Annotated in this window: 22 protein-coding genes; 9 read left to right on the forward strand and 13 right to left on the reverse strand. The window is 60.6% G+C overall.

The features are described from left to right. The first annotated feature begins 23 nt into the window (after positions 1 to 23). Positions 24 to 764 carry a YciK family oxidoreductase gene (locus KDW95_RS11175; protein WP_255856340.1) on the forward strand — a complete coding sequence of 247 codons (741 nt, stop codon included), beginning with the start codon at positions 24 to 26 and terminating at the stop codon, positions 762 to 764. A 95-nt stretch (positions 765 to 859) separates the two neighbouring features. Here KDW95_RS11175 and rluB read toward each other — a convergent pair whose 3' ends face one another. From rluB to KDW95_RS11195, 4 genes are all read right to left on the reverse strand, one after another. Beyond that, on the reverse strand, positions 860 to 1,711 hold the full coding sequence (gene rluB, locus KDW95_RS11180) for a 23S rRNA pseudouridine(2605) synthase RluB (RefSeq protein WP_255856341.1): 852 nt from the start codon (positions 1,709 to 1,711) through the stop codon (positions 860 to 862). A 75-nt stretch (positions 1,712 to 1,786) separates the two neighbouring features. Beyond that, positions 1,787 to 2,182: an H-NS histone family protein gene (locus KDW95_RS11185; protein ID WP_255856342.1), complete on the reverse strand. Its 396-nt coding sequence runs from the start codon at positions 2,180 to 2,182 to the stop codon at positions 1,787 to 1,789. Between the two features lie 166 nt (positions 2,183 to 2,348). After that, the gene (locus KDW95_RS11190) at positions 2,349 to 2,969 is read right to left on the reverse strand and encodes an L-threonylcarbamoyladenylate synthase (protein WP_255856343.1); all 621 of its coding nucleotides are present in this window, start codon (positions 2,967 to 2,969) and stop codon (positions 2,349 to 2,351) included. A gap of 57 nt (positions 2,970 to 3,026) precedes the next feature. After that, positions 3,027 to 3,863 (reverse strand): PHP domain-containing protein, encoded by an 837-nt coding sequence (locus KDW95_RS11195; RefSeq protein WP_255856344.1) that lies wholly within the window; start codon positions 3,861 to 3,863, stop codon positions 3,027 to 3,029. A gap of 69 nt (positions 3,864 to 3,932) precedes the next feature. On the opposite strand from KDW95_RS11195, the gene KDW95_RS11200 reads away from it, so the two are divergent. The 3 genes from KDW95_RS11200 (at position 3,933) to KDW95_RS11210 (ending at position 5,614) form a co-directional block, all read left to right on the forward strand. Then, on the forward strand, positions 3,933 to 4,475 hold the full coding sequence (locus tag KDW95_RS11200; RefSeq protein ID WP_255856345.1) for a septation protein A: 543 nt from the start codon (positions 3,933 to 3,935) through the stop codon (positions 4,473 to 4,475). A 28-nt stretch (positions 4,476 to 4,503) separates the two neighbouring features. Then, positions 4,504 to 4,803: a YciI family protein gene (locus KDW95_RS11205; protein ID WP_255856346.1), complete on the forward strand. Its 300-nt coding sequence runs from the start codon at positions 4,504 to 4,506 to the stop codon at positions 4,801 to 4,803. Between the two features lie 193 nt (positions 4,804 to 4,996). Next, positions 4,997 to 5,614 (forward strand): OmpA family protein, encoded by a 618-nt coding sequence (locus KDW95_RS11210; protein WP_255856347.1) that lies wholly within the window; start codon positions 4,997 to 4,999, stop codon positions 5,612 to 5,614. Positions 5,615 to 5,984: 370 nt separating this feature from the next. Here KDW95_RS11210 and purL read toward each other — a convergent pair whose 3' ends face one another. Then, the gene (purL, locus tag KDW95_RS11215; RefSeq protein WP_255856348.1) at positions 5,985 to 9,887 is read right to left on the reverse strand and encodes a phosphoribosylformylglycinamidine synthase; all 3,903 of its coding nucleotides are present in this window, start codon (positions 9,885 to 9,887) and stop codon (positions 5,985 to 5,987) included. Between the two features lie 109 nt (positions 9,888 to 9,996). On the opposite strand from purL, the gene mltF reads away from it, so the two are divergent. Then, a complete protein-coding gene (mltF, locus tag KDW95_RS11220; protein WP_255856349.1) occupies positions 9,997 to 11,460 on the forward strand; it encodes a membrane-bound lytic murein transglycosylase MltF in 1,464 nt (487 codons plus the stop codon). Positions 11,461 to 11,469: 9 nt separating this feature from the next. Here the strand turns inward: mltF and tadA are convergent, their stop codons facing one another. The 3 genes from tadA to guaB all read right to left on the reverse strand — a co-directional run bounded on the left by tadA (position 11,470) and on the right by guaB (position 15,508). After that, positions 11,470 to 11,991, reverse strand: coding sequence for a tRNA adenosine(34) deaminase TadA (gene tadA, locus KDW95_RS11225; protein WP_255856350.1), 522 nt, complete (start codon positions 11,989 to 11,991; stop codon positions 11,470 to 11,472). A gap of 205 nt (positions 11,992 to 12,196) precedes the next feature. Next, positions 12,197 to 13,777: a glutamine-hydrolyzing GMP synthase gene (guaA, locus tag KDW95_RS11230; protein WP_255856351.1), complete on the reverse strand. Its 1,581-nt coding sequence runs from the start codon at positions 13,775 to 13,777 to the stop codon at positions 12,197 to 12,199. A 261-nt stretch (positions 13,778 to 14,038) separates the two neighbouring features. Further along, complete coding sequence (gene guaB, locus KDW95_RS11235) at positions 14,039 to 15,508, reverse strand: IMP dehydrogenase (RefSeq protein ID WP_255856352.1); 1,470 nt, start codon at positions 15,506 to 15,508, stop codon at positions 14,039 to 14,041. 221 nt (positions 15,509 to 15,729) lie between these two features. On the opposite strand from guaB, the gene xseA reads away from it, so the two are divergent. The 4 genes from xseA (at position 15,730) to KDW95_RS11255 (ending at position 19,500) form a co-directional block, all read left to right on the forward strand. Further along, positions 15,730 to 17,097: an exodeoxyribonuclease VII large subunit gene (gene xseA / locus KDW95_RS11240; RefSeq protein WP_255856353.1), complete on the forward strand. Its 1,368-nt coding sequence runs from the start codon at positions 15,730 to 15,732 to the stop codon at positions 17,095 to 17,097. After that, entirely contained in the window at positions 17,097 to 17,954 is an 858-nt protein-coding gene (locus KDW95_RS11245; RefSeq protein ID WP_255856354.1) for a M23 family metallopeptidase, read from the forward strand. Before xseA ends, KDW95_RS11245 begins: the two co-directional genes overlap by 1 nt. Positions 17,955 to 18,011: 57 nt before the next feature. Further along, positions 18,012 to 18,635: an FKBP-type peptidyl-prolyl cis-trans isomerase gene (locus KDW95_RS11250; RefSeq protein ID WP_255856355.1), complete on the forward strand. Its 624-nt coding sequence runs from the start codon at positions 18,012 to 18,014 to the stop codon at positions 18,633 to 18,635. Positions 18,636 to 18,738: 103 nt separating this feature from the next. Beyond that, positions 18,739 to 19,500 carry an alpha/beta fold hydrolase gene (locus KDW95_RS11255; RefSeq protein WP_255856356.1) on the forward strand — a complete coding sequence of 254 codons (762 nt, stop codon included), beginning with the start codon at positions 18,739 to 18,741 and terminating at the stop codon, positions 19,498 to 19,500. A gap of 176 nt (positions 19,501 to 19,676) precedes the next feature. On the opposite strand, the gene KDW95_RS11260 is transcribed toward KDW95_RS11255, so the two are convergent. The 5 genes from KDW95_RS11260 to KDW95_RS11280 form a co-directional block, all read right to left on the reverse strand. Next, a complete protein-coding gene (locus KDW95_RS11260; RefSeq protein WP_255856357.1) occupies positions 19,677 to 20,936 on the reverse strand; it encodes a TRAP transporter large permease in 1,260 nt (419 codons plus the stop codon). Continuing rightward, on the reverse strand, positions 20,933 to 21,448 hold the full coding sequence (locus tag KDW95_RS11265) for a TRAP transporter small permease (RefSeq protein WP_255856358.1): 516 nt from the start codon (positions 21,446 to 21,448) through the stop codon (positions 20,933 to 20,935). Before KDW95_RS11265 ends, KDW95_RS11260 begins: the two co-directional genes overlap by 4 nt. 94 nt (positions 21,449 to 21,542) lie before the next feature. After that, positions 21,543 to 22,520 carry a TRAP transporter substrate-binding protein gene (locus KDW95_RS11270; protein WP_255856359.1) on the reverse strand — a complete coding sequence of 326 codons (978 nt, stop codon included), beginning with the start codon at positions 22,518 to 22,520 and terminating at the stop codon, positions 21,543 to 21,545. Between the two features lie 196 nt (positions 22,521 to 22,716). Beyond that, on the reverse strand, positions 22,717 to 24,330 hold the full coding sequence (locus KDW95_RS11275; protein WP_255856360.1) for an indolepyruvate oxidoreductase subunit beta family protein: 1,614 nt from the start codon (positions 24,328 to 24,330) through the stop codon (positions 22,717 to 22,719). Continuing rightward, positions 24,330 to 26,492: an indolepyruvate ferredoxin oxidoreductase subunit alpha gene (locus KDW95_RS11280; RefSeq protein WP_255856361.1), complete on the reverse strand. Its 2,163-nt coding sequence runs from the start codon at positions 26,490 to 26,492 to the stop codon at positions 24,330 to 24,332. Before KDW95_RS11280 ends, KDW95_RS11275 begins: the two co-directional genes overlap by 1 nt. Positions 26,493 to 26,525: the final 33 nt, after the last annotated feature.

The following is a 26,525-nucleotide window of genomic DNA, read 5'->3' on the forward strand; positions in this document are numbered from 1 at the left end:
CACCGGCCCGCGAAGGAAGATTCATGTTCGAATACAAAGCTCCGGAAAACCTGCTGCAAGACCGCATCATCCTCATCACCGGCGCAGGCGCAGGCATTGGCCGCACCGCCGCCCGCAGCTATGCAGCCCAGGGGGCCACTGTAGTCCTGGTAGGTCGAACGCTGGAAAAACTGGAGCAGGTGTACGATGAAATCGAAGCCGCCGGCCACCCGCAGCCCGCCATCGTACCGCTGAACCTGGAAAGCGCCACCGAGCACGAATACCAGGAACTGGCCAATACCCTGGAGCAGGAGTTCGGCCGCCTGGACGGATTGCTGCATAACGCCAGCCTGCTGGGCCTGCGCACCCCCATGGAATCCTACGATCCGGTGGTCTGGAACCAGGTCATGCAGGTAAACGTCACTGCGGGCTTCATGCTGACTCAGGCACTGCTGCCACTACTGGGCCAAAGCCAGGACGCCTCCGTCATCTTTACGACCTCCAGTGTCGGCCGCACTGGCAAGGCGTTCTGGGGGGCCTATGCAGTATCCAAGTTCGCCACCGAAGGTATGGCACAGGTGCTTGCGCAGGAACTGGAAAACACCAGCAGCATTCGCGTCAACTGCATCAACCCTGGTGCCACCCGCACCCAGATGCGCGCCAATGCCTACCCGGCCGAGAATCCGCAAACCAACCCCGAGCCCGAAGACATCATGCCGCTGTATCTGTACCTGATGGGACCGGACAGCAAAACCGTCAATGGCCAGTCACTGGACGCGCAGTAAGCCACACAAAGAAAGCCGGAAAGCGATACCTGCCAGGAGCCCGACAGGGTGACAAAACAATAATGGAGCGGCTCATTGCGAACCGCTCCATTATTTTATTCGCCCGCAGGCTTGCGGCGCCCACCCACTTCACGACGACTGCGCTGGCGCTTGTAACGGCGCTCCAGCACTTCTTTCTCCTTGGTGTCGAGCTTGACCGGCCGCTTTTCCTTCAGGCTCAGCATTTTGCCAAGACTGGCAATTTCCTTGGGCGTGAGCTCTTTCCAGGTACCGACCGGAACATCGCTGGGCAGAAACAGCGGCCCGTAGCGCACACGCTTGAGACGACTGACCTGAATACCCTGGGATTCCCAAAGCCGGCGGACCTCGCGGTTACGGCCCTCCATGACCACGCAGTGGTACCACTTGTTGGCACCTTCCCCGTCGAAGAACTGCACATCCGTAAAACGGGCCATGCCATCTTCCAGCAACACACCCTCTTTCAGGCGGGTCAGCATGGCCTCATCGACGTTACCCAGTACGCGAACCGCATACTCACGGTCGATCTGAGCCGACGGGTGCATCATCGCATTGGCCAGCTCGCCATCGGTGGTAAACAACAGCAGGCCGCTGGTGTTGATATCCAGCCGACCAATGGCAATCCAGCGCCCCTGGTTTAGCGGCGGCAGGTGGCTGAATACGGTCTTGCGCCCTTCGGGGTCATGCCGCGTGGATATCTCACCCAGCGGCTTGTTGTATATCAGTACACGGCGCTGGCTTTCCTTGTCAAAAACCAGCTTGACCTCACGGCCATTCATCAAAACCTGGGCTTTGCGCCCAATACGATCACCGAGGGTAGCCGTTACACCATCGATGGTGAACCGCCCCTCCTCAATCCAACGCTCCATCTCACGACGTGAGCCCAATCCGGAGCGCGCCAATACCTTTTGCAGTTTTTCATCTGACATTTGACGCTTCCTCTAAAACGAAAAAAGCCCCCCAAGATTTGCCGCGGGGAGCTTCGACGGATAATAGCACGTAATCTATTTGATACGCGTATCTTCCTTGGTGACACCATGCTTGTCGAAGTATTCATTAAACGCTACCGGGGTGCGCCCCCGACCGGACCATTCATGAATGGTCCCGGCTGCATCCTTGATGCGGTACTTCGCTTCCACCTTGCGCTTGGGACCTTCGGCCGCCTTGATCGCCTTGAGGTCTTCCAGACCGATACCCGCGTCACCCATGCGTTTGAGGATATCAGCAATTTTTTTCATTCTCTGCTTCTCTTCCTGCTGCGCCCTTACTTCTTCCTCATGGCGCTCCTGCAGGATTTCACTCAGATCTGTCAGCACCTTTTCCACATCGGAAACCGAGAGATCAGAGCACTGCTTGCGCAAGGAGTTTTTGCGGGTAAGGACTTTCACAAATTCAGACATGGGCCGGGCGCTCACACAATTGGGAGAATGGATAAAACAAGTATCGTTGCAAAACTATCAAATTCAAGCCAGGCGGGCTTATTTAAATCACAAGCTCACAGACCTGACCCAAAACCCGGGACGGCGACGCCCGGCAATCCAAAAGAAAGCCGAAGCTTTTGCAGCCTTAACCGAAAGTATCAACAGGGCCGGCACCTTCCCGAATGATCTCCGGAACGCCGTCCACCAGATTAATAACGGTCGTGGCTTCCATGCCGCAATAACCGCCGTCGATCACCAGGTCGACACTGTGCTGCAGCAGGTCCCGGATATCATAAGGATCCGATAGCGGCTGATCTTCCCCCGGCATTATCAGCGAAGTACTCATGATCGGCTCACCCAGCGCCTCCATCAGGGCCAGCGCTATGGGATTGTCGGGAATACGGATACCAATGGTGCGGCGCTTGGGGTGCATCAGGCGGCGCGGCACCTCACTGGTGGCATTCAGGATAAAGGTGTAAGCCCCGGGGGTATGCGCCTTGATTAGGCGATAGCACTGATTATCCATTTTGGCGTAGGTACTGATTTCACTCAGATCCTGGCACACCAGGGTAAAGTTATGCTTGTCATCCAGCTTGCGAATGCGCTGAATACGCTCCATCGCTGACTTGTCACCCAAATGACACCCCAGGGCATAGGCGCAATCAGTGGGGTATACCGCAACCCCTCCCTGCCTGATTATCTCTGCGGCCTGCTGCACCAAGCGCTTCTGCGGATTTTCCTGATGTATCTGAAAAAATTGACTCACGATTAACCTGCCTGTCCTGATTCCCTCTCAGGCCGCAGTGTAGCCCAGCCCGGGAAACTAAAGAAGGGACGGCAACACATGCCGGCACTGCGTATCCGGCGGCAGGAATCGCCCAAGCTCCACCCAGGGCTTGCCCGGCTGATGAAAATCACTGCCCGCGGAAACCATAAGGTCCATTTTATGTGCAATCTTTTGCAACTCCCGCTGATGTTCAGGCTTGATACCCGAATAACTGACCTCTATCCCGTCACCACCTGCCGCCTTGAAATCCGTCAACAGGGAACGCAAGCGGGTAAAGGTAAGACGGTACTTGGTCGGATGCGCCAATATACCCACACCACCCACCTCGTGCAGCAAATCCAGCGCCACGGACATGGCCGGCCAGGCCATCTGCACATCACCCACCTTGCCGGTACCCAGGTAATTCTTGAACGCCTGCTGCTCGGTTTCACAGACGCCTGCGGCCACGAGCGCCATCGCAAAATGCGGCCTCCCCACCTGGCCTGCGCCTGCCAGTTCCAGCACCGCCGGCAGCAGATCGGGCAACTTGCGCCCCATCAGCTTCTTCGCGATCCGCTGCGCCCGATCCTGACGCAACTCGGACAGCTCTTCGAGATAGCGCTGCAGTGACGGTGCCGCCGGATCAAAACCCAGCCCGACCAGATGCACTACGCGGGATCCCCAGCACGCGGTCAACTCAACGCCCGGCAACAGACGAATGCTGGCGGCCCGTGCCGCCGCCTGCGCCTGCTCAATAGCGCCAATGCTATCGTGGTCGGTGATGGCAAGCACCTCTACACCCTGATCCACCGCCCGCGCCACCAGCTCGACAGGACTGAGCACCCCGTCGGAAACCGTTGTGTGACAATGCAGATCATATTTCGGTAATACCATTACAGGGTCCGGTTTATAAGTCATGAACAGGCCTTTATACTGGGGCCCCACACAGTAGACTACAAGCCCATGAAACTTTTACTCGACTTTTTGCCCATCATCATCTTCTTTGTCGTCTACAAGACCACTGGCGACATCATCATGGCCACCGCGGTGCTGATTCCCGCCACGATGCTGCAGATGCTGTACACCTGGATACGCACACATCGCATCGAAAAGATGCAGCTGGTCACCCTGGTGCTGGTGATCCTCATGGGCGGGGCAACCATCGCCTTCCAGGACAAGACCTTTATTCAGTGGAAGCCCACTGTCGTCAACTGGCTTTTCGGAGCCGTTTTTCTGGGCAGCCACTTTATCGGCCAAAAAACGGTCGTACAGCGACTCATGGGCGCCAGTATTGACCTGCCGGCTCAGGTTTGGCGCAACCTCAACATTGCCTGGGTTATATTCTTCATCAGCATGGGCATTGTTAATCTGGCAGTGGCCTATTCAATGAGCGAAGAGGCCTGGGTTAACTTCAAGCTGTTTGGCATGCTGGGGCTGACATTTGTATTTATCCTGGCCCAGGGACTCTACATGACCCGGCATATCCAGAGCGACAGCCAGAAATAACGCATACAAAAAGAGGAGTACCGGTAACATGTTTTACGCAATTATGGCCGAGGATAAACCCGACAGCCTCGCACAAAGACTACAGGCGCGGCCCGAGCACCTCGCCCGCCTCGAACAGCTTAAAAATGAAGGCCGCCTCCTCGTTGCCGGGCCACACCCGGCCATCGACAGCGAAGATCCCGGTCCTGCCGGGTTCACGGGCAGCCTGGTTATTGCACAATTCAGTTCGCTTGAAGCGGCTCAGGCCTGGGCCGATGAAGACCCCTATATAAAGGCGGGGGTCTATGCGCGCGTTATGGTAAAACCGTACAAAAAAGTTTTACCATAAATACACAATCTGTATGTTAGTATGTTGCCGATTAGCTATACCGTAACCGGTAGCTGTCTACAGCTGTGAAAAGTACCCCTGGCCACCACGGACATTGACGGGCTACATTCAACCCTCATTCAGGAACCGTGGGAGAGAATTTGGGCTATTTTTATAGACTGACCACCCACAACAGGCACAAGGAAATCTTACTATGAAAAAGTTTGCCCTCTCCGCCGGTGTCGCTCTGGCTATGACATTGTCTGCCGTTGCCCAGGCGCACCCGACCAACCAAGGCTACGTTGAAGACTCGTCCGCCACTATCTGGCGCAACAGCTTCGGCGAATGCTGGCACACCGGCTTCTTCACCGAAGCAGATGCCACTGTTGAAGGCTGTGACGGCTACCAGGCCATGGCCAAAGCAGAAGAGCCCGCTCCGGCACCCGCTCCTGCCGCGCCGATGATGGTTAGCGCTGACAAGAAATTCAGCCTGTTCTTTGACTTCGACAGCGCCAAGGTTGAAGAAGACATCAGCGCCATCGTCAACTACATCGGCTCCATGTCCCGTCTGGACAATGTAGACCTGGTCGGTAACGCTGACTTCATCGGCAACGCCGATTACAACCAGCGTCTGGGCCAGCGTCGTGCTGAAGCCGTTGCTTCCGAGCTGCGTTCTGCCGGCGTCGACGGCAGCAAGATCAGCGTTAGCTCCCTGGGCGAATCCGCTCCTGTCGCCAGCTGCTCCGGCCGCGGCGCTGCTCTGATTGCCTGCCTGCGTGCAGACCGTCGTGTAGACGTACAGATCGCCGGTGAAAAGAAAGACAACATGTAATCTTTCTTTCCCGCCAGAAAAAGCCGACTGATGTCGGCTTTTTTGTGCCTGCTTTTTACCCACCTGCCCGCTGGAAACTACCCATGGGCCCGCAGAACAAGCAGCACCCGCATAAACCCTGCTCCTCGGCTCTGGCATCCTGCGTCGCTCTACCTCCTGCATCCCTGCAGTCGTGCGCATGACGGCAATGGATCGCCAGAGTGCAGTTTTTGCATGGCGCAAAAAACTGCCCATGCGCCCGCAGGGCAAACAGCCCCCTGCATAAACCCTGCTCCTGCGCATCCATGCGCTCGCAGGGTACATACATCCCTGTATATAAAAACGGCAGCCCTGGGGCTGCCGTTTTTAGTAAGGAGCGCAGGAAAGCGGCTTAGCCAACCCAGACCCGCGCGTTGCGGAACATGCGCATCCAGGCACCGTCTTCTTCCCAGGCATCCGGCGCCCAGGAGTTCTGCACCGCCCGGAACACCCGCTCCGGATGCGGCATCATGATGGTCACGCGGCCATCCGCCGTGGTCACACCACTGATACCCGCCGGCGAGCCATTGGGGTTAGCCGGGTACTGCTCGGTCACGCGACCGTGGTTATCCACATAGCGCAGCGCGATATCCCCGGCTCCCTGCAAGCCGACCAGGTGGGCTTCGTCACGGAATTCCGCGCGACCTTCACCGTGCGCAATGGCAATCGGCATGCGCGACCCCTGCATGCCCTGCAGCAGAATGGAGGCACTCTGCTGCACCTCCACCATGGCAACCCGGGCCTCGAACTGCTCGGACATGTTGCGTACAAAATGCGGCCAGAGTCCGGCGCCCGGAATCAGCTCATGCAGGTTCGACAACATCTGGCAGCCGTTACAGATACCCAGGGCAAAGGTGTCGGTGCGGTTGAAGTAGGCCTCGAACTGTTCCCGCGCAACACCGTTGAACAGGATCGACTTGGCCCAGCCCTCGCCGGCACCCAGAACGTCCCCGTAGGAGAAGCCGCCACAGGCCACCAGCCCCTTGAACTCTTCCAGCGTACGGCGGCCCGAAATAATGTCGCTCATATGGACATCAACCGCGGCAAAGCCGGCCTTGTCGAAGGCTGCCGCCATTTCGACCTGACCGTTTACGCCCTGCTCACGCAATACGGCAATGCGCGGACGCACGCCGGTATTGATAAACGGCGCCGCCACATCCTCGTTCTGATCAAAGGTCAGCTCAGCGTGCAGGCCCGGGTCAGCGGCGTCCAGCAGGGTATCGAATTCCTGCTGCGCGCATTCGGAGTTGTCACGCAGCGCCTGGATACGGTAGGAGGTTTCGGACCAGACGCGCTGCAGCTCGATGCGCGAAGCACTGTAGACTTCCTCGTCATCGAAATGAATGCACAGCTGGTCATCCTGATTCAGGGAACCAATGACCTTGGCCACCTCGCCCAGGCCCGCGGCGTTGAACTCGGTCAGAACGGTTTCGGTGTTCTCCCGGGAGATCTGAATCACGGCCCCGAGCTCCTCGGCAAACAGTGCTGCCGTGATTTCGGACGCGTCCGCCGCCAGCAGATCCAGGTGCAGGTCCACCCCGGTATGACCGGCAAAGGCCATTTCAGCGACCGTCGCCAGCAAGCCGCCATCGGAACGGTCATGGTAGGCCAGCAGCAGACCCTGCTCGTTCAGCTCCTGAATGGCCGCGAAAAACGCCGCCAGCTGGCCGGCATCATCCACATCCGGCACGGACTGGCCAACCTGGTTATACACCTGCGCCAGCGCAGACAGACCCAGACGGTTCTGACCGTTACCCAGATCCAGCAGGACCAGGTCGGTTTCACCCTTGTCGGTACGCAGCTGCGGTGTCAGCGTCTTGCGCGCATCCAGTACCGGCGCAAAACCGGAAATAATCAGCGACAAGGGTGCCGTGACGCTCTTCTGCTCGCCCTTGTCATCCCAGACGGTACGCATGGACATGGAGTCCTTGCCCACCGGCACGGTAATGCCTAGCTGCGGGCACAACTCCATGCCAACGGCACGCACGGTGTCATACAGTTTTTCATCTTCACCCGGGTGGCCGGCGGCACACATCCAGTTGGCAGACAGGCGCACTTCGCCAATCTCGCCAATGCGCGCGGCTGCCAGGTTGGTCAGGGTCTCGCCGATTGCCATGCGGCCGGAGGCCGGGCCATCCACCAGCGCCAGCGGTGTACGCTCGCCCAGCGCCATGGCTTCACCGGCATAGGTATCATAGGCGGCCGTGGTCACGGCGCAGTCCGCCACCGGCACCTGCCAGGGACCGACCATCTGGTCGCGGGCGACCTGGCCGGTAATGGAGCGGTCACCGATGGTGATCAGGAAAGACTTGGAACCCACGGCCGGCAGGCGCAGCACGCGCTCAACCGCATCCGCCAGCTCGATACCCGCGGTGGAAAACTCCGCCACCTCGTAGCGGCTGCGCTGCACGCTACGGTGCATCTTCGGCGGCTTGCCGAACAGCACGCTCATCGGCAGGTCCACCGGCTTGTTGTCAAAATGAGTATCGCCGAGCGTCAGGTGATGCTCTTCGGTGGCCTCGCCAACAATGGCGTAAGGGCAGCGCTCGCGCGCACAGATCGCCTCGAAGCGCGCCAGGTCTTCCGGCTGTACCGCCAGCACATAACGCTCCTGGGCTTCGTTGCACCAGATCGCCAGCGGCGTCATGCCAGGCTCGTCGCTGTTGATGTTGCGCAGGCCGAAATCGCCACCGCGGCCACCGTCCTTCACCAGTTCCGGGAAGGCGTTGGACAAGCCACCGGCACCAACGTCGTGGATAAAGGCGATGGGGTTGGTATCCCCCAGCTGCCAGCACTGGTCGATGACTTCCTGGCAGCGACGCTCAAGCTCGGGGTTACCGCGCTGTACCGAGGCAAAATCCAGGTCCTCGGAGGAGGTACCGGAAGACATGGAGGAAGCCGCACCGCCGCCCAAACCAATCTGCATGGCCGGACCACCCAGACACACCAGCTTGGCACCGGTCTGGATTTCGCCCTTCTCGACATGATCTCCGCGGATGTTACCCAGACCGCCCGCCAGCATGATGGGCTTGTGGTAGCCACGCACCTCTTCGCCCGCCGCACCGTTGACACGCTGCTCGAAGGTACGGAAGTAGCCGGTGAGCGCAGGACGCCCGAACTCGTTGTTGAACGCAGCCCCGCCAATGGGGCCTTCCAGCATGATGTCCAGCGCCGAAACGATGCGGTCCGGCTTGCCATACTGGGATTCCCACGGCTGCACGAAACCCGGGATATTCAGGTCTGAAACGCTGAAGCCCGTCAGGCCCGCCTTCGGCTTGCCGCCACGGCCCGTCGCACCCTCATCACGGATCTCGCCGCCGGAGCCCGTTGCAGCCCCCGGATGCGGCGCAATCGCCGTGGGATGGTTGTGAGTTTCCACCTTGATCAGGATGTGGATATCTTCCTGGTTCGCGCCATACTCGCGGCTTTGTGCATCCGGGTAGAAACGCCCGGCCTTGCTGCCGACGATCACCGCCGCGTTGTCCTTGTAGGCCGACAGTACGTTCTCGCCACCCAGCTCGTGGGTGTTGCGGATCATCGCGAACAGGGAGCGATCCTGCTCTTCACCGTCGATATCCCAGGACGCATTGAAAATCTTGTGGCGGCAGTGCTCCGAGTTCGCCTGGGCAAACATCATCAGCTCAACATCGGTCGGGTTGCGATCCAGGCCGATAAAGCTCTCTACCAGGTAGTCGATCTCGTCATCCGCCAGCGCCAGACCCAGTGCACTGTTGGCCTGCACCAGGGCGTCGCGACCACCACCCAGAATGTCGATTCGGCTCAGTGCCTGCGGCACTTCTTCAACAAACAGCTGACCGGCATCATCCAGCGACTCCAGCACGGCTTCCACCATGCGGTCATGCAGCTCGGCACAGATCAGCGCACGATCGGCTTGATCCAGCGCCCGGGATGACTGAATATAGTACGCCACACCGCGTTCCAGGCGCTTGATGTCGGCCAGACCACAGTTGCGTGCGATATCGGTTGCCTTGGAAGACCAAGGTGAAATCGTGCCGGGGCGCGGAACCACCAGCACCAGCTCACCGGCAGGCTCTCCAGCTTCGGCCTTGGGGCCATAGCGCAGAATGCGATCCAGCACATCGCGCTGGGTCTCCGCCAGGTCCTGCTTGAGGTCGGCAAAATGGATGAACTCGCCGTAGAGCGCCGTGATAGCCGCAACTTTGGATTGCAGGGCTGACAGCAGCTTTTCGTGACGGAATGCAGAAAGAGCGGGCGCTCCACGCAGTACGAGCATGTCGTTTTCGAGCCTCTTTGAAGTATGCCCTGGACGGACAGGGATTACAGAAAAAACAGGTTGTGAATTTTACAGAAACCGCCCTACGGATACCAGAAAAGCCCGAACTATGTTGCTGAACCTTCACCGCCGAAAAGATGCACTCATCCTGCTCAGCCTGCTTGTTCTGCTGAGTTTTCCGGCACTTGTGAGCTACAACAGCCTGACCCGGCTGGAAGTTATTCAGGAACGCGGCGTGCTGCGCCTGGCCACCCGCAACACGCCGAGCGACTATTATCTCGACAAGGGTGAACCATCGGGTTTCGAGTACGAGCTCGCCCAGGCGTTTGCCAACGACCTTGGCGTGCGCCTGGAGTTGCAGATTCCAGATACCCTGTCCGACATGATGCGCCAGGTACGCGAGCGTAGCGCCCACCTCGCTGCCGCCGGCCTTGCCATCACGCCGCAGCGCCTGGAGGAGTTCAGCTTTACCGAGCCTTACATGGAAAGTGCCGCCAACCTGATCTATCGCATCACCCAGGGCAAGCCCGCCCCCAAGTCCATCGAGGACCTGGTCGGCAAACATATTCGCATCATTGCCAACTCCAGCCACAGCGAACTGATGCGCCAGTACCAGCAGGACTTTCCAGAGCTCCGCTGGGAAGAAACCGACGAATACAGCATTAACGACCTGCTCGAGCAGGTGCACAACGCCGAGATCGACTACACCATTGCCGACAGCATCCGCTTTGACGGCCAGTACTCGTTCTTCCCCGGCCTTGAAAAGGCCTTCGCGCTGGAACAGCCACAGCCCATCGCCTGGATGCTGCCCAAACTCCAGGACGGTTCCATGCTCGAGGCACTGAACCGCTTCTTCGCCAAGGACGAAACCCGTGCGCTGATCAAGCAGCTGCGGGAGAAGTACTTCGAACGCAGTAATGCCCTGAACTATTTCGACACCGTGACCTTCAAGAAAGACCTGCGCGAGCGCCTGCCGCAATACGAGCAGTACTTTTATATTGCCGAACAGGAAACCGATATTGACTGGACCCTGCTTGCTTCCGTGGCCTACCAGGAGTCCCACTGGGACCCGGCGGCGGTCTCCCCCACCGGCGTTAAAGGCATCATGATGCTGACCAACGCCGCCGCCTCGGAGGTGGGTGTTGAAGACCGTACCGACCCGATCCAGAGCATTATTGGCGGCGCCCACTACCTGATCAGCGTCAAGAACCAGATCCCCGACCGCATCCCGGAGCCGGATCACACCTGGATGGCCCTGGCCGGCTATAACGTTGGTTTCGGCCACCTGGAAGACGCCCGCATCCTGACCCAGCGCGCCAACAAGAACCCCGACAGCTGGGACGATGTCGCCGAGCACCTGCCGCTACTGACCAAGGAAAAGTACTACAGCACCGTGCGCCTGGGTTACGCCCGCGGCTACGAGCCGGTGCTCTATGTCAGCAACATCCAGAAATACATCGACCTGCTGCGCTGGGAAAAACAGTTGGACCGCATACGCCAGAATCGCGATGCCGGCCCCACCGACTCGGGCCCGCGGGAGCCCAGGCTGGAAAACCTGCCCCCGACCCTCTAATCAACAACCTTACTCTTGCGCGGCATCCGGGGCGGCCCGCCGGGCCGCTTTCTCTGCCCGCTTGTGCGCGCGGCGACGGCGAAAGAAATCGCTGATGCAGGCACTGCACTCCGCCGCCCGGATACCGCCCTGCACCACTACGCCGTGATTCAGCCAGGCCTGCTGCAACAGCTGGCCATTACTGACCACAGCACCGGATTTCGGCTCGGTGGCACCGAATACCAGCCGCCGGATACGCCCGTGCACGATAGCACCGGCACACATGGTGCACGGCTCAATGGTGACATACAGGTCCGCCTCCACCAGGCGGTAATTGCCAATCGCTGCCGCCGCTTCGCGCAGCGCCATGATCTCGGCGTGGGCGGTGGGATCATGCCCGCTGATGGGCTGGTTCCAGCCACGGCCGATGATCTCGCCATCCAGCACCACCACAGCACCGACCGGCACCTCATCCAGCGCATCGGCACGCAACGCCATCTGCAGCGCCTCGCCCATCCAGTGCGCATCGATCGCCTGTTGCTCGTCCGTCATGTTCTCTCCTGCCGCCGCTCGCATACCCTTCACTCGCGCCATACCGTACATAAACCCTGCTTTTGTGCATCCATGCACACGCAGGATAAATACATCCATGTATAAACCCTGCTTTTGTGCATCCATGCACACGCAGGATAAATACATCCATGTATAAAAAAGCCCGCGATCGCGGGCTTTTTAGCTAATCAGTCACACCGCTGAATTATTCCCACTCAATGGTGGCCGGCGGCTTGCTGGAGACATCGTAGGTGACGCGGGATACCTGCGGGATCTCGTTGATCACGCGACTGGATACGGTTTCCAGCAGCTCGTAGGGCAGGTGCGCCCAGCGCGCGGTCATGAAATCGATGGTTTCCACGGCACGTAGCGCGATAACGTATTCGTAGCGACGCCCGTCACCCACCACACCCACCGACTTCACCGGCAGGAAGACCGCAAAGGCCTGGCTGGTCTTGTGGTACCAGCCTGCGTTGTGCAGCTCTTCGATAAAGATAGCATCGGCTTCGCGCAGGATGTCGGCATATTCCTTCTTGACTTCACCCAGAATACGCACGCCCAGACCAGGCCCCGGGAAGGGGTGACGGTAGACCATGTCGTAGGGCAGACCCAGCTCCAGACCGATTTTGCGCACTTCGTCCTTGAACAGTTCGCGCAGCGGCTCGACCAGCTCGAACTGCATGTCGTCCGGCAGGCCGCCCACGTTGTGGTGCGACTTGATAACGTGCGCCTTGCCGGTCTTGGAGGCTGCAGACTCGATCACGTCCGGGTAGATGGTACCCTGCGCCAGGAAGTTAACATCCTTCAGCGTGGTGGCTTCTTCATCGAACACTTCGATAAAGGTGTTGCCGATCAGCTTGCGCTTCTTTTCCGGGTCGTTTTCACCCAGCAGGCGTGACAGGAACTTCTCTTCGGCATCGGCGCGGATAACCCGCACACCCATGTTCTGGGCAAACATGTCCATGACATGGTCGCCTTCGTTCTTGCGCAGCAGACCGTTGTCAACGAACACGCAGGTCAGCTGGTCACCAATCGCCTGATGCAGCAGCGCCGCGACCACAGAGGAGTCCACGCCACCGGACAGGCCCAGCAGAACCTTTTGGCCACCGACCTGCTCCTTGACCTTGGCGATCAGGTCCGCAACGATATTCGCCGCCGTCCAGAGGCCATCAGTCTGGCAGATTTCACGCACGAAGCGCTCAAGGATACGACCGCCCTGCTTGGTGTGCGTCACCTCGGGGTGGAACTGCACGCCGTAGAGCTTGCGCTTGGGGTCGCACATGGCGGCAACCGGCGCCGAATCCGTGGAAGCGATAATCGCAAAACCTTCCGGCAGCTCGGTAACCTTGTCGCCGTGACTCATCCAGACATCCAGAATCAGCGAACCGTTATTGGCCAGGTGATCCTCGATACCTTCCAGCAGACGGCTCGGGCTGCCCGCCAGGCGCACCTTGGCGTAACCGAACTCGCGCTTGTCGGAGGTTTCAACCTTGCCCCCCAGCTGCTCGGCCATGGTCTGCATGCCGTAGCAGATACCCAGCACCGGAATCCCCAGGTCAAACACCGCCTGGGGTGCCCGGGGCGAATCATACTCGGTCACCGATTCCGGGCCGCCGGCGAGAATGATGCCCACAGGGGCAAATTCGCGGATGGCCGCTTCGTCCATATCCCAGGGATGAATTTCGCTGTACACGCCGATTTCGCGCACCCGGCGCGCTATCAGCTGGGTGTACTGGGAACCAAAATCCAGGATCAGAATGCGTTGTGCATGAATATCTTGTGTCATTCGACAGTGTCTCCACCGGTTGCCGGGCAACTAATGCACTAGGAGACTGGCCAACAATACTAAACCTACTGCGAACCGCCTGAGTCTGGCTGTTTTCTGTGCTGCTTTTCGTTAAATAGAACCACTATTCGCCGCAAAACATCACCAAAACCAACTCAAATCAGACGGCTCTCGCTACGGCCAGCATTATCGGACAGCCTCCTGGCAAAAAAAAAACGGAGCGGCCAGTTGCCACCCCATTTATCGGAGATGTTTCAAGGCTTAGCCGACACGGTAGTTCGGCGCTTCCTTGGTGATGCTTACATCATGTACATGGCTTTCGTTCATGCCGGCACTGGTGATGCGCACAAACTGCGGCACCGTGCGCATGACATCGATATTGGCGCTGCCGGTATAACCCATGGACGAGCGCAGGCCACCCATCAACTGATGAATCACACCAGCAACAGGCCCCTTGCAGGGCACACGACCTTCAATACCTTCGGGCACCAGTTTCTCGACGCCTTCAGAGGCATCCTGGAAGTAGCGATCCGACGAACCCGAGCTCTGCGCCATGGCACCCAGCGAACCCATGCCACGGTAAGACTTGAACGCCCGCCCCTGGAACAGCTCAACCTCACCCGGCGCCTCGTCGGTACCGGCCAGCATGGAACCGACCATGATGCAGGACGCACCGGCCGCCACGGCCTTGGCCAGGTCACCGGAGAAACGCACACCGCCATCGGCAATGACCGGCACACCGCGCTCGTTCATCACTGCCGCCACGTTGGCCACCGCGGTGATCTGCGGCACACCGATACCGGAAACGATGCGGGTGGTGCAGATGGAACCGGGACCGATACCCACCTTGACACCGTCAGCGCCGGCATCCGCCAGAGCAATGGCCGCCTCGGCGGTTGCGATGTTGCCACCGATCACCTGTACCTGCGGGAAGGTCTTCTTGACCCAGGCAACGCGATCGATCACACCACGGGAATGGCCATGGGCGGTATCAACGATGATCACGTCAACGCCGGCCTCAACCAGCGCAGCCACGCGATCCGGTGTATCGGCACCGGTACCCACCGCCGCGCCCACGATCAGCCGACCCTGGGAGTCCTTGGCAGCATTGGGGTAAGCCTTGGCCTTGTACATGTCCTTGACGGTCATCATGCCGCTCAGCTTGAAGGCATCGTCGACCACCAGGATACGCTCGATACGGTGCTTGCGCAGCAGGTTGCGAACCTTGTCCGGATCAGCCCCTTCCTTCACCGTTACCAGACGCTCTTTGGGCGTCATGATGGTGGAGACCTTGGCATCCAGGTACTGCTCAAAGCGCACATCACGGCTGGTGACAATCCCCACCAGCTCGCCATCATCGACCACCGGGAAACCGGAGTAGGTCAGGCGCTCGGACAACGCACGCAGTTCGCCCACGGTCATGTCGGAGTGGCAGGTCACAGGATTGTTGACGATGCCGGCCTCGAACTTCTTCACGCGGCGCACTTCGTCAGCCTGCTGCTCAACGGTCAGGTTCTTGTGGATGATGCCAATGCCGCCTTCCTGCGCCATGGTGATCGCCAGACGCGCTTCGGTAACGGTATCCATCGCCGCAGACGCCACCGGGATATTCAGCTCGATCCCCCGGGTCAGTCGGGTCTTGAGGGATACATCCTTGGGCAAAACCTCGGAGTAACCAGGCATCAACAGAACGTCATCAAACGTGAGCGCTTCTTCAACGATTCGTAACATTATCAGCAGCCCATAAGTAGCGTGAAAGGAGCATAAAAAATGAAACGCGCAATTATACAGATATTGCCAGCGAAAGTACAAAAACGATTAAAATCTGCGCGACTAAAAACCGCCCCGGGTGCGCCCCCTGACCCCACCTGCAGCTTCAGCGCGAACGGGTGCCCGTGCCGAGGCGGCAATGGCCTATTGCGTGCCCCTGTGCGCCTGCTTAAGATGCTGCCATGATGCCAAAAACCCAGACCCACGCCCTTTCCGTTTCCGACCTTAACCGGCAGGCCCGATCCCTGCTGGAAAGCTCCTTCATGATGATCCAGGTGCAGGGGGAGATATCGAACTTCGTGCGCCCCAGTTCCGGCCACTGGTACTTCACCCTCAAGGATGAACGCGCCCAGGTGCGCTGTGCGCTGTTTCGCAACCGCAGCCAGTTCCTGAAATACCGCCCCAAGGACGGTGATCAGGTCATGGTGCGAGCCAAGGTCTCGCTGTACGAGGGCCGGGGCGAATTCCAGCTGATCTGCGACTACATGGAAGAAAGTGGCACAGGCCAGCTGCAACAGGCATTTGAAGCACTCAAGCTGCGCCTGGGGGCCGAGGGCCTGTTTGACGCCGGCAGCAAGCAGTCGCTGCCGCCGCATCCGCACCATCTGGGGGTGATCACCTCGCCCACGGGCGCTGCCATCCACGATATTCTGAGCGTGCTCAAGCGTCGCTTCCCGGGCCTGCCCGTCACCCTCTACCCCAGCGCGGTACAGGGGGCGGAGGCGGCCCCTGCCATCGTGCGGGCGCTCAAGCTGGCGCAACAGCACGCCCAGTGCGACGTGCTGATTCTGGGCCGCGGTGGCGGCTCGCTGGAAGACCTCTGGCCTTTCAACGAAGAAAGCGTGGCCCGTGCCATCCACGCCTGCCGCATCCCGGTGGTCAGCGCCGTGGGACATGAAACCGACGTATCCATCAGTGATTTCGTTGCCGACCTGCGTGCACCCACCCCCTCGGCCGCCGCGGAACTGCTCACGCCCGACCAGCGCGAACTGCAGCTGCGCCTCGACCAGGCACGGCGGCGCCTGAAAGACCGCCTTGGTCAGCAACTGCGCCGGCAACAGGAGCGTCTTATTGCACTGCAGCGCCGCCTGCGCCACCCCGGCGAGCGCCTCCGGGAACGCGCCCAGCGCCTGGATGAACTGGAGCTGCGCCTGCGCAAGGCGGCCCTGCGCCTGCTTGGCGACAAGCGCAGCCGGTTCGAACGCCAGCAGGCCCGGCTGGTACAGATCCGTCCGCAGCGCCAGGTTAGCCAGCTGCGCCAGCACCTGGGCAGCCTGCGCCAGCAACTGGAACGCCAGATGAACTACCTGCTGCACGACAAGCGCCTGCGCAGCGCCGCCCTGGCCGGCCAGCTCAATGCCGTAAGCCCGCTGGCCACGCTGGAGCGCGGTTATGCCATCGTGCAGGACAGCCAGGGCCGGGTGATAGACGATGCCAGCCAGCTGAAAGTTGACGACCTGATTGAAACCCGCCTGGCGAAGGGGCGGGTGCGAAGCCGGGTGACGGCCATCCCTCCCCTTGAAGCCACAACCGCCGACGAGACCGCCTGATGCGCGCACCCCTGCTCAGCCTGCTGTTACTCCTGTGCGTGCCCGGCTCCCTGCTGCAAGGCAAAACCGCCCATGCCGCACAGCCGGCCGCGTCGCCCGCCATCCAGCTGCCGCAGGAATCCCGCGTGCCGGGCGGCGTGGCCCTGGTGCCCTTTCAGGCATCCGCCACACCGCGGGTCAGCTATCAGGGCAACAGAGTGCTCAGCGTACCCCAGGCAGCTCCCGGCCAGTGGCTCGCCGTGGTGGGCATACCCCTGGACGCCGATGCCAGTCTCCCCCAACAACTGGATATCAATGGCAAGGCTCTGGCTTTCGACATCGAGGACAAGACCTACAAGGCGCAGTACCTGACCATCAAGAACCAGCGCCATGTCGACCCGGACCCTGAAGACCTCAAACGCTGGGCGCGGGAGAAGGCGGAGATGGACGCCGCTTTCAGTTACTGGTCCGAACCTGCGCACCCGGTGCTCCAGTTCACGCTGCCGGCACAGGGCCGTTTCAGCAGCCCCTTTGGCCTCAAGCGCTACTTCAACCAGCAGCCACGCAACCCCCACAGCGGGCTCGACATTGCAGCGCCTGAAGGCACACCGATACAGGCCCCCGCCCCGGGCGTCGTGCGCGCCACCGGTAACTATTTCTTTAATGGCAACACCGTCATTCTTGACCACGGCTTTGGCCTGACCAGCCTGTACTGCCATCTCAGCCGCATTGATGTCAGGCCCGGCCAGACACTGAGCCCCGGCGAACAGCTCGGGCTGGTTGGCAAGACCGGCCGCGTTACCGGGGCCCATCTGCACTGGAGCCTGAGTCTCAACAACGTGCGAGTCGACCCGCTGCTGTTTATCGACAAGAAATAAAGCGGCGCTTGTGGTAGCCTGCGCCTTTTTAAAATCACAGAACCGACAGGGTCATGCATGTCTGAACTGAAACTGGAAACACTGGAACAACACGCAAGCTACGGCATTGGTCGCCAGATGGGCGATCAGCTGGCACAGGGCGGCTTTGATGGCCTGGACCTGGACGCGGTTGCCACCGGCATCAAGGATGCCTACAACAACCTGGAGCTGCGCGTTGAAGTTGCCGACATTCAGGCAGCCTTCAATGAAATCAATCGCCGCCTAAGCGAAAAGAAGGAAGCCGAGGCCAAGGAATTCTCCGCCGCAGGCGAAGCTTTTCTGAGCGAAAACGGCCAGCGTGACGGTGTCATCACCCTCGAATCCGGCCTGCAGTACGAAGTCGTCAATGCCGGTGATGGCAGCGCCAGTCCGACTGCCGAGTCCAAGGTTCGCACGCACTACCACGGCACTTTCATCGACGGCAAGGTCTTCGACAGCTCTTACGAACGCGGCCAGCCGGCTGAGTTCCCGGTAGGCGGCGTGATCGCTGGCTGGACCGAAGCCCTGCAGCTGATGTCCAAAGGTGCCAAGTGGCGCCTGTATGTGCCTTACAACCTGGCCTACGGTGCCCAGGGCTCCCCGGGCGGCATCCCGCCCTACGCGACACTGGTGTTTGACGTAGAGCTGCTGGAAATCCTCTGATCCGCACACCGGATTACAGGCTTCGCCACGCCACCCAACCTATGGCACGCCTGTAGGTTGGGTGAAACCCAACACAAACCCCGCTCACAAGTCCGTAATCATTATGAAACTGCATCATCAGATTCAGGGCACGGGCGAACCCCTGCTCATACTGCACGGTCTGTTCGGCAGCCTCGACAACTGGGGTAGCCAGGCGAAAGCCCTGGCCGACGACTACCGGGTGATCAGCATCGACCTGCGCAACCACGGTCGCTCCCCCCATGACAACGAGATGAGCTACGCCGCCATGGCGCAGGATCTGGTTGAACTGATGGACAACCTTGGTATCGACAGCGCCCTCGTGCTGGGACATTCCATGGGCGGCAAGGCCGCCATGCAGCTGGCACTCACAGCGCCCGAGCGCGTCAGCAAGCTCATCGTGGTGGACATCGCCCCGGTGCAGTACCCCGATCACCACAGCGATGTTTTCAGCGGACTGCAGAGCATTGACCTGGCGACCGTAACATCCAGAAGTGATGCAGAGAAGCAGCTCAGCCTTCGGGTCGACGATGCCATGGTGCGGGCCTTTCTGCTGCGCAACCTGTATCGCACCGAGGCCGGCCAATTCGATTGGCGCTTCAATCTGCAGGCCCTGCACAGCGGCTATCCAAACATCAGCGCCCCACCGACAGGCACCCCCTATACCGGCCCCTGCCTCTTTATCAAGGGTGGCGACTCGGAATACATCCAGGCATCCCACCGTGATGCCATTCTCGAACTCTTCCCCGCCGCAGGCTACAAGGTTGTGGAGGGTACCGGCCACTGGCCACACGCCCAGAAACCCGCCCTGATGACGCGACTTATTCGGAATTTTCTGCAGGGCTAACCAGGAGATGCAGCCCGGGGCAAAACCCCGGCCACGGGCACTCTTGCTCAACCCGAAAAGCGGGCTTTGACGACACCGCTGATCAGAAACTTTTGGCAAGGCCAAGCCAAAAATTTAGCTTTGCCAGAACGCCGGCCACAGGCAGCGAAACTTCCCTCTCCCGGCTCAAGCCACCATCACAGCAGCATGGTCACCAGCTCGCTTTTCCAGCTCAGCAGCACCAGGGTCAGCAGGGTCGCGACCAGGAACGGCCAGAGGGCGCGGAAAATCCGCATGGGAGGCTCGCCGGTCATGCTGGAGGCGATAAAGAGCCCGGCGCCCACCGGGGGAGTCAGCAGCCCCAGCACCAGGGTCAGGCAGACCACCACACCAAACTGGTACGGGCTGACGCCGTACTGCTGCTGGGCGATGGGCAGCAGGATGGGCACCACCAGAATCAGCGCGGCTATGCCGTCGATCACCATGCCCACCAGCAGCAGTATGCCCACCACCATCAGCAGAAAGACGAAGGGGTCCGCCGTCTGGGCTGCGATCCAGATGGCCGCGTTCTGGGGAATCTCCTCGAATACGATGACCCAGCCGAAGACGCCGGCCACGGCGATCAGCATGATTACCATGCCGGAGTTGAAGGCTGTACGTTTGAGAATGTCGAACAGGCTGGAGTACTGCAGATCCTTGTAGACATATCGGCCGATCAGCAGCGCCCCCAGGGATGCCAGCGCCGCCGATTCGGTGGGCGTTGCCAGCCCCGTAAGGATGCCACCGATAATGATCAGCGGTATCAGCCCGGCCGGAATACCCGCCAGCAGATACTGCCGGGCCTGCTGGCGCGTGGGCCACTCACCCCGGGGATAGGTATGCACCAGCCCCATCAGGCTGATGGCGACAAAGAACAGCAATGCCATGATCAGCCCCGGCACTATGCCGGCGATAAACATCTCCGCAATGGGGACCTGGGCCAGCACACCGAAGAGCACAAACAGCATCGAGGGCGGGATAATGGGCGACAGCAGGCCACCGGCCGCAGTAATGGCGGCGGCGTAGGACTTGTCGTACCCCTCCTTTTCCATCGCCGGCACCATGGCGCGGGACATGATGGCAATCTGGGACGCAGCCGAGCCCATGATTGCCGCCATCATCATGTTGGCCACCAGGTTAATATAGGCCAGGCCGCCGCGAAATCCGCCCACCAGTATGCGGGCCAGGTTAACCAGGCGGGAGGTCAGGCCGCCCTCGTTCATCAGCTCGCCCGCCAGCATGAACAGCGGAATGGCCAGCAGGCCATAGCTTTCGACGGCGCCAAACAGCTGCTGGGCATAGGAATCAAACAGCACCGAATTACCTGACACTGCTATGTACCAGAGTGCGGTGAGGGCCAGCACCAGCGCGATGGGGACGGCGCTGAACAGCAATACCGAAAAGATCACGAAGGTCATGCGGTTTCTCCCGCCAGGGCTGGTCGCGCGCTCAGGCATTCAAGCAGATTACTCAGGGCATGCAGGCTCAGTGACACCGCAAAAAAGGGCAGTGCCAGCCAGATCCAGAACTTTTTCAGCCCCAGGGTGCTGGTGTTTTCGGCATAGATAAAATTGAAGGTCTGGGCCTGAAACGCCTGCAGATCAAAGCCTGACCGGGCCAGCGCGACGGGGTCATACCAGCGCAGACACAGCCACAACAGCACCAGGGCAAAAACCAGAATCACCAGATCGCTGAACAGCGCCAGCGCCCTGCGTACGGCCGGTGTACAGCTGTCGGTCAGAAGGGTCACGCTCACGCCCTCACGCCGCTTCAGTAACACGGCGCTCGTCAGAAAGGCCATCCAGACCATGCAGTAGATCGCCAGCTCATCCACCCAGTAGATGGCATGCCCCAGGGAGCGGCTGGCAATATTCAGCAATACCAGCAGGGTGACAACCCCTGCCAGCAGCGCGGCCACCCTGGTTTCCATCCGGGCAATCCTATTCGAAATTTTGTGCAACATGGCATTCTCCTGCGTGCCCCCGATGCTGAGCCCCGGGGGCAGCTTGGGTGTGCAGCGTCAATCAGCTGCCCTTGATATCAGCCGCGGCCTTGCGCAGGGATTCGAGTGCCGGCGCCTTGGCCGACCAGGTGTGCTCCCAGACACCGATCGCCTCGCTGAAGGTACTGCGATCCGACTCGGTGATGGTGATATCAAGCCCGCGCAGCTGCGCTTCCTGATCCTTTTCCTGGGCCTGGAAACGGGCGATCACGGCATCCAGCTGCTCCTTCATGCTGCTGCGGATCAGGCTTCTGTCGTCCTCGCCCAGCGAGCGCCACAGACGCCCCGAGACCACCCCCACCATCGGAAACATCATATGGTTGGAGATCATCAGGTTGTCGGCGCGCTCATAGAATTTGAGAATCAGGATGGAGTCGAAATCCATGTCGATGGCATCGACCTGGCCGTTGGCCAGCGCATCGTAGACCGCCGGCAGCGGCAGGGGCGTCGGCGCTGTGCCCAGGGCCGCATAGAAGTCGCGGATCGGCTCAAACGGCGTTATGCGCAGCTTTTTGCCCGCAAGATCCGCCGGGCTCGCCACGGTTTCGCGGCTGAGCACCTGGCGCATGCCTGCCATGCCGTAGCCGATACCCACCAGACCTGCACCTGCGGGCAGCTGATCCAGCAGACCGACTGCGGCATCGGAGCGCAGCAAGGCCGCCGCCTGATCGATATCATCCACCAGGTAGGGCGCGTAAAGGGCACCAAAGTCCGGCACCCGGTTGGACATTTCGGCGATGGTCAGAAACGCCATGTCCAGCGCGCCGGTTTGCAGCTGCTGCACCATCTGGGCTTCATTGCCCAGTTGCTGCGCCGGGAAAACCGAGACCCGATGCTCCCCGCCTGACTTTTCATTCAGCTCTTTGGCGAAATCGTTGGCCGCCTGGGTCCAGATATGGGGTGGCGGTGTAATCAACCCGAGACGGAAGTCCTGGGCCTGGGCCGTGCCGACGGATAGCGCCAGCGATGTCGTCAGCAGCAGGGGTTTGAAGTCGATCATGGTGAGCTCCATTGTTGTTATTGGCAGCGTCTGCCCACGAACAAGCAACGGGGCAGTCTGTGCTGTCTGGCACTGGGCTTACGCCTGTGTGCCAGATACAGCTATCAGACCAGAGAGTGCGGGCATCGAACTATCCCGATACTTCAGGATCCCTATCCGTTTTTACCCCCAGCGGGAAGCCAGGATCCAGGACCTCTTATCGGGCCGTCGCATCAACATACTGCGAGGCGCAGCCAGCGCTCTCCTTTTGCCCGCCGGGAAGCGGCTCGAACAGATGCCCAAGCTGATGGTGCTGCAAGGCGGCCTCAAGCTCCAGGCCCTCTTCGCTTCGCAGCGCGGCGGCCTTGAGGTTACGCAGGATATCACCGGCATCGGAACGGCCCCCGAGCGCCCGGGCCGCGGCCGAAATCGCCCTGAAACTGCGCAGCCCCCGCTCCCGGGTTTTGCTGTAGCCCTTGATCAGCTCCGGCAGTGCCGCCACTTCGCAGCCAAGATCATAATTCGCACCCATCGTGTCCTCGAGCTGCTCCAGCCAGGCATCGATCTGTGTCTGCTCAATGGCATCACGCAACGAAAAACGCCTGAGCGGGCGCAGCTGCGCCACCAGGTACAGTGACACAAAGCCACCGAGGCTCTGGGTCGAGAGTTTTTTCGGGCCCGCGAACAGCACTTCCAGCAGTCGCCCCGCCCAGCCAGTGCGCAACACCCAGCGCCCCACGCCCGCAGGCAGGGTTTCGGCCACTTCTTCGAGCCTGGGGTGCATGAACTCGGTGAAATGGGAGACCTGGTCCGCATCGATGCCCACTTCATCGTACAGGCGCTCAAACCGCTGCGAGCGGGTCTTGATATCCGCCACCCGGATCGTATCTTCATAGGCCATCCAGAGCCCCAGGGTACGGGCTGCCACGGTACTGCAGCGCCCTACACCTTCGCCCCCGGCATTCGCCTCGGCTTCCCGGGTCACCAGCCGCTGCATTCGCTGAACATAGCGCCTGGCGTAACGCAGGTCGCTGTGATCCAGCATTCTGCGCACCCCTTCCTGCAATAACGGCTGCAGCTCGGGTGCAAAGTCCCGCTCAATGGTCACCAGCAGCTGGCGAATACCGCCGTCCTGCCCCCGGTAATGCCAGCCCGGTGCAAGGGCGCTGGGAACAACAGGATCTTCCGGCTTGCGGTTGGCCTGGGCCTGAGCGGCACCGGCGGCAAAGGCGGCAAGACTGGCGTCCACGCCCACACCGCCCCGGCGTATCGCCTGTTCAAACTCGTCCCGGCCAAAGGGCAGTACTGCGCTGCCATGAATGGCGCCAAACAGCACCGCGCTCACCACGCTGCGGCATTGCTCGGCCAGGGCCGCCATGTCAAAGCAGATATACCGCTGCGCCATCTGTGCCGCCGTGACATGCACCGACTCTGAATTGGCGATGGCATTGCCCATGGACTCCTTTTCCGCCACGGCGTAGGCCCGGTGTGACGAGGCGATCAGGGTGGTGCGATCCGGCGTTACAAAGCCCCGCTGCATGGCTCGGCCCGCCTCCATCAGCTCGGCGGCGACCACCAGGTCCAGGTCCCCGCTGGCCGGTGACAGCGACAGCACGGGGCGCCTGGTGTCGCTGTCACCCTGCGGTCGGAACAGCTCCAGATAGTAGATGGTCGCCCCGGTACGCTGGGCCACACCCGGCACCGAGGTGGTCTGGGCGTGCCAGTGTGCCGCCTCCGCCATACCTACAATCCAGTCGGCCAGCACACCGCCGCCCTGCCCACCCATAGCGGTAATGGCAATATTGAAACGCTGTTTATCGAGAGTGTTCATCAGGCGGCTCCATCCAGCTGGTAGATTTCATGACGCCTTTGCGCCCTTTTCTGCAGCCTGCGAATAACACTCTGGGACAGGCGTCGTCTGAAGGTTTCCCAGCGGCCGGCATTGCGCACCACCTCCACCCGCACAAAGGACGGACAGAGGATATCGGCGTGCACGTTTTCCCCGCACAGACCGCAGCCGACACAGCTGTTGTCGATGCGGGTCACCGGATCCGAGCGCCAGGGATCGGGGTTTTCCTTCACCGTCAGGGACGGGCAGCCCGACAGCCGGATGCAGGCCCGGTCGCCGGTGCAGGTCTGCTCATCGATGGCAAAACGCGCCTCGGATACGCGCTTGCCGGCCTTGAGGTCGGCGCGCTTGTTGCGCTTTTCCCGCCGCTGCAGATTCAGCATGCACTCGGACTGCGCCACTATCACCTTGGGCCCCTGGCCCTTGGTGCTGACCGCCTCGCGCAGCGTCTTGAGCATGGCGGTGACATCGTAGGTACGGGTCAGGGTCCGGACCCATTTAACCCCCACGCCCTCAACCGCGCGGGAAATCGGGTTATTGGTCGCCAGATTCGTATTGGTAGCCCGGGATGACAGAATATCCTGACCTCCGGTGGCGGCTGTGTAGGCATTGTCGATGATCAGATTGACGCCATCGCTCTTGTTAAACACCGCATTGCCGACACCGCTGGTCAGGCCGTTATGCCAGAAGCCGCCATCCCCCATGATCGAAATCGCCGGCTTGTCGGAGCTGACATTGAAGGCCGAGGCCGAGGCGCTGCCAAGACCGTAGCCCATGGTGGTGGCCCCCAGGTTAAAGGGCGGCAGGATCGAGAACAGGTGGCAGCCGATATCACAGCTGATATGAAAGTCGCCGCGCTCCTTCTGCAGCAGCTTGATGGCCGAGAAAATCGGCCGCTCCGGACAACCGGTGCAGAAACCCGCCGGACGGGCCGGCACCACGTCGGTCAAAGTCTCCACTGACAGGGACCGGGCCGGCACGAAGGACAGTGCGGTCTCGTGTTGCAGCAAGTCCGTGGTCTGGGCCTGCAGGAAATTTCGAATGCCCGCTTTTACTACATCGGTGGTGTACTCCCCGACCCGCGGCAGTACTGCCTTGCCCTGCAGCAGCGTCTTGCAGCCCGTGCGGGCAAAAAGGGTATGGAGCTCATGCTCGATAAACTCGGGGTTGCCCTCCTCCACCAGCAGTACCGCGGACTTGCCCTGGGCAAAGCGCAGCAGCTCGTCGTCGATCAGCGGGAAGGCCACGTTCATCACGTAGAGCGGAATCTGCGACTGGCCGTAGGCATCCGCCAGTCCCAGGTGCTCCAGCGCCCGAATCACGGTGTTGTAACTGCCGCCCTGCAGAATGATGCCAACATCCTCGCGGCTGCCGGGGAAGAACTCGTTCAGCTCCCGGGCCTTGATAAACTCGATGGCCGCCGGCAGGCGTGCTTCGATCTTTTCCCGTTCGTGCAGAAAGGTCGCCGGTGGCAGCACCAGGCGGCTCAGATCCCGCCTGGGTGTCTGTAGCGCATCCTGCAAGGTAAATTCGGCCTTGCGGTTGTCCCTGGCCACAAACTGGCCATGCACATGGCAGGCGCGGATGCGCATCTGCAGCATGACGGGGGTATGGCTGGCTTCGGACAGCTCGAAGCTTTTCTCAACCATATCAACGATGCTCGGCAGGTTGGGCCTGGGGTCGAGCAGCCAGATATGGGACTTCATCGCAAAGGCATGGGTACGCTCCTGCATGATGGAAGAGCCTTCACCATAGTCCTCCCCGATAATGATCACGGCCCCGCCGGTCACCCCGCCCGATGCCAGGTTGGCCAGCGCATCGGAGGCCACGTTGGTGCCCACCGTTGACTTCCAAGTCACGGCGCCGCGCAGCGGATAGTGCACCGACGCCGACAGCATGGCGGCTGCGGTGGCCTCACTGGCACTGGTCTCGAAGTGAATGCCCATGTCATCGAGAATTTCTTCCCGCGCATCGGCCAGCACATCCATCAGGTGAGAGATGGGCGAGCCCTGGTAGCCCCCGACATAAGACACGCCCGACTGCAGCAGCGCCTTGGTCACCGCAAGGATCCCCTCGCCGTGGAACAGCTCGCCTTCGCCTGCATGCAGTTTCTTCACTTCACTCTTGAACGATCTTTCCGCCATCTGGCCTGTTCTCCCGCACCGATCACGCAAGCC

This window comes from Marinobacterium rhizophilum (genome assembly GCF_024397915.1).
Lineage (GTDB): Bacteria > Pseudomonadota > Gammaproteobacteria > Pseudomonadales > Balneatricaceae > Marinobacterium_A > Marinobacterium_A rhizophilum_A.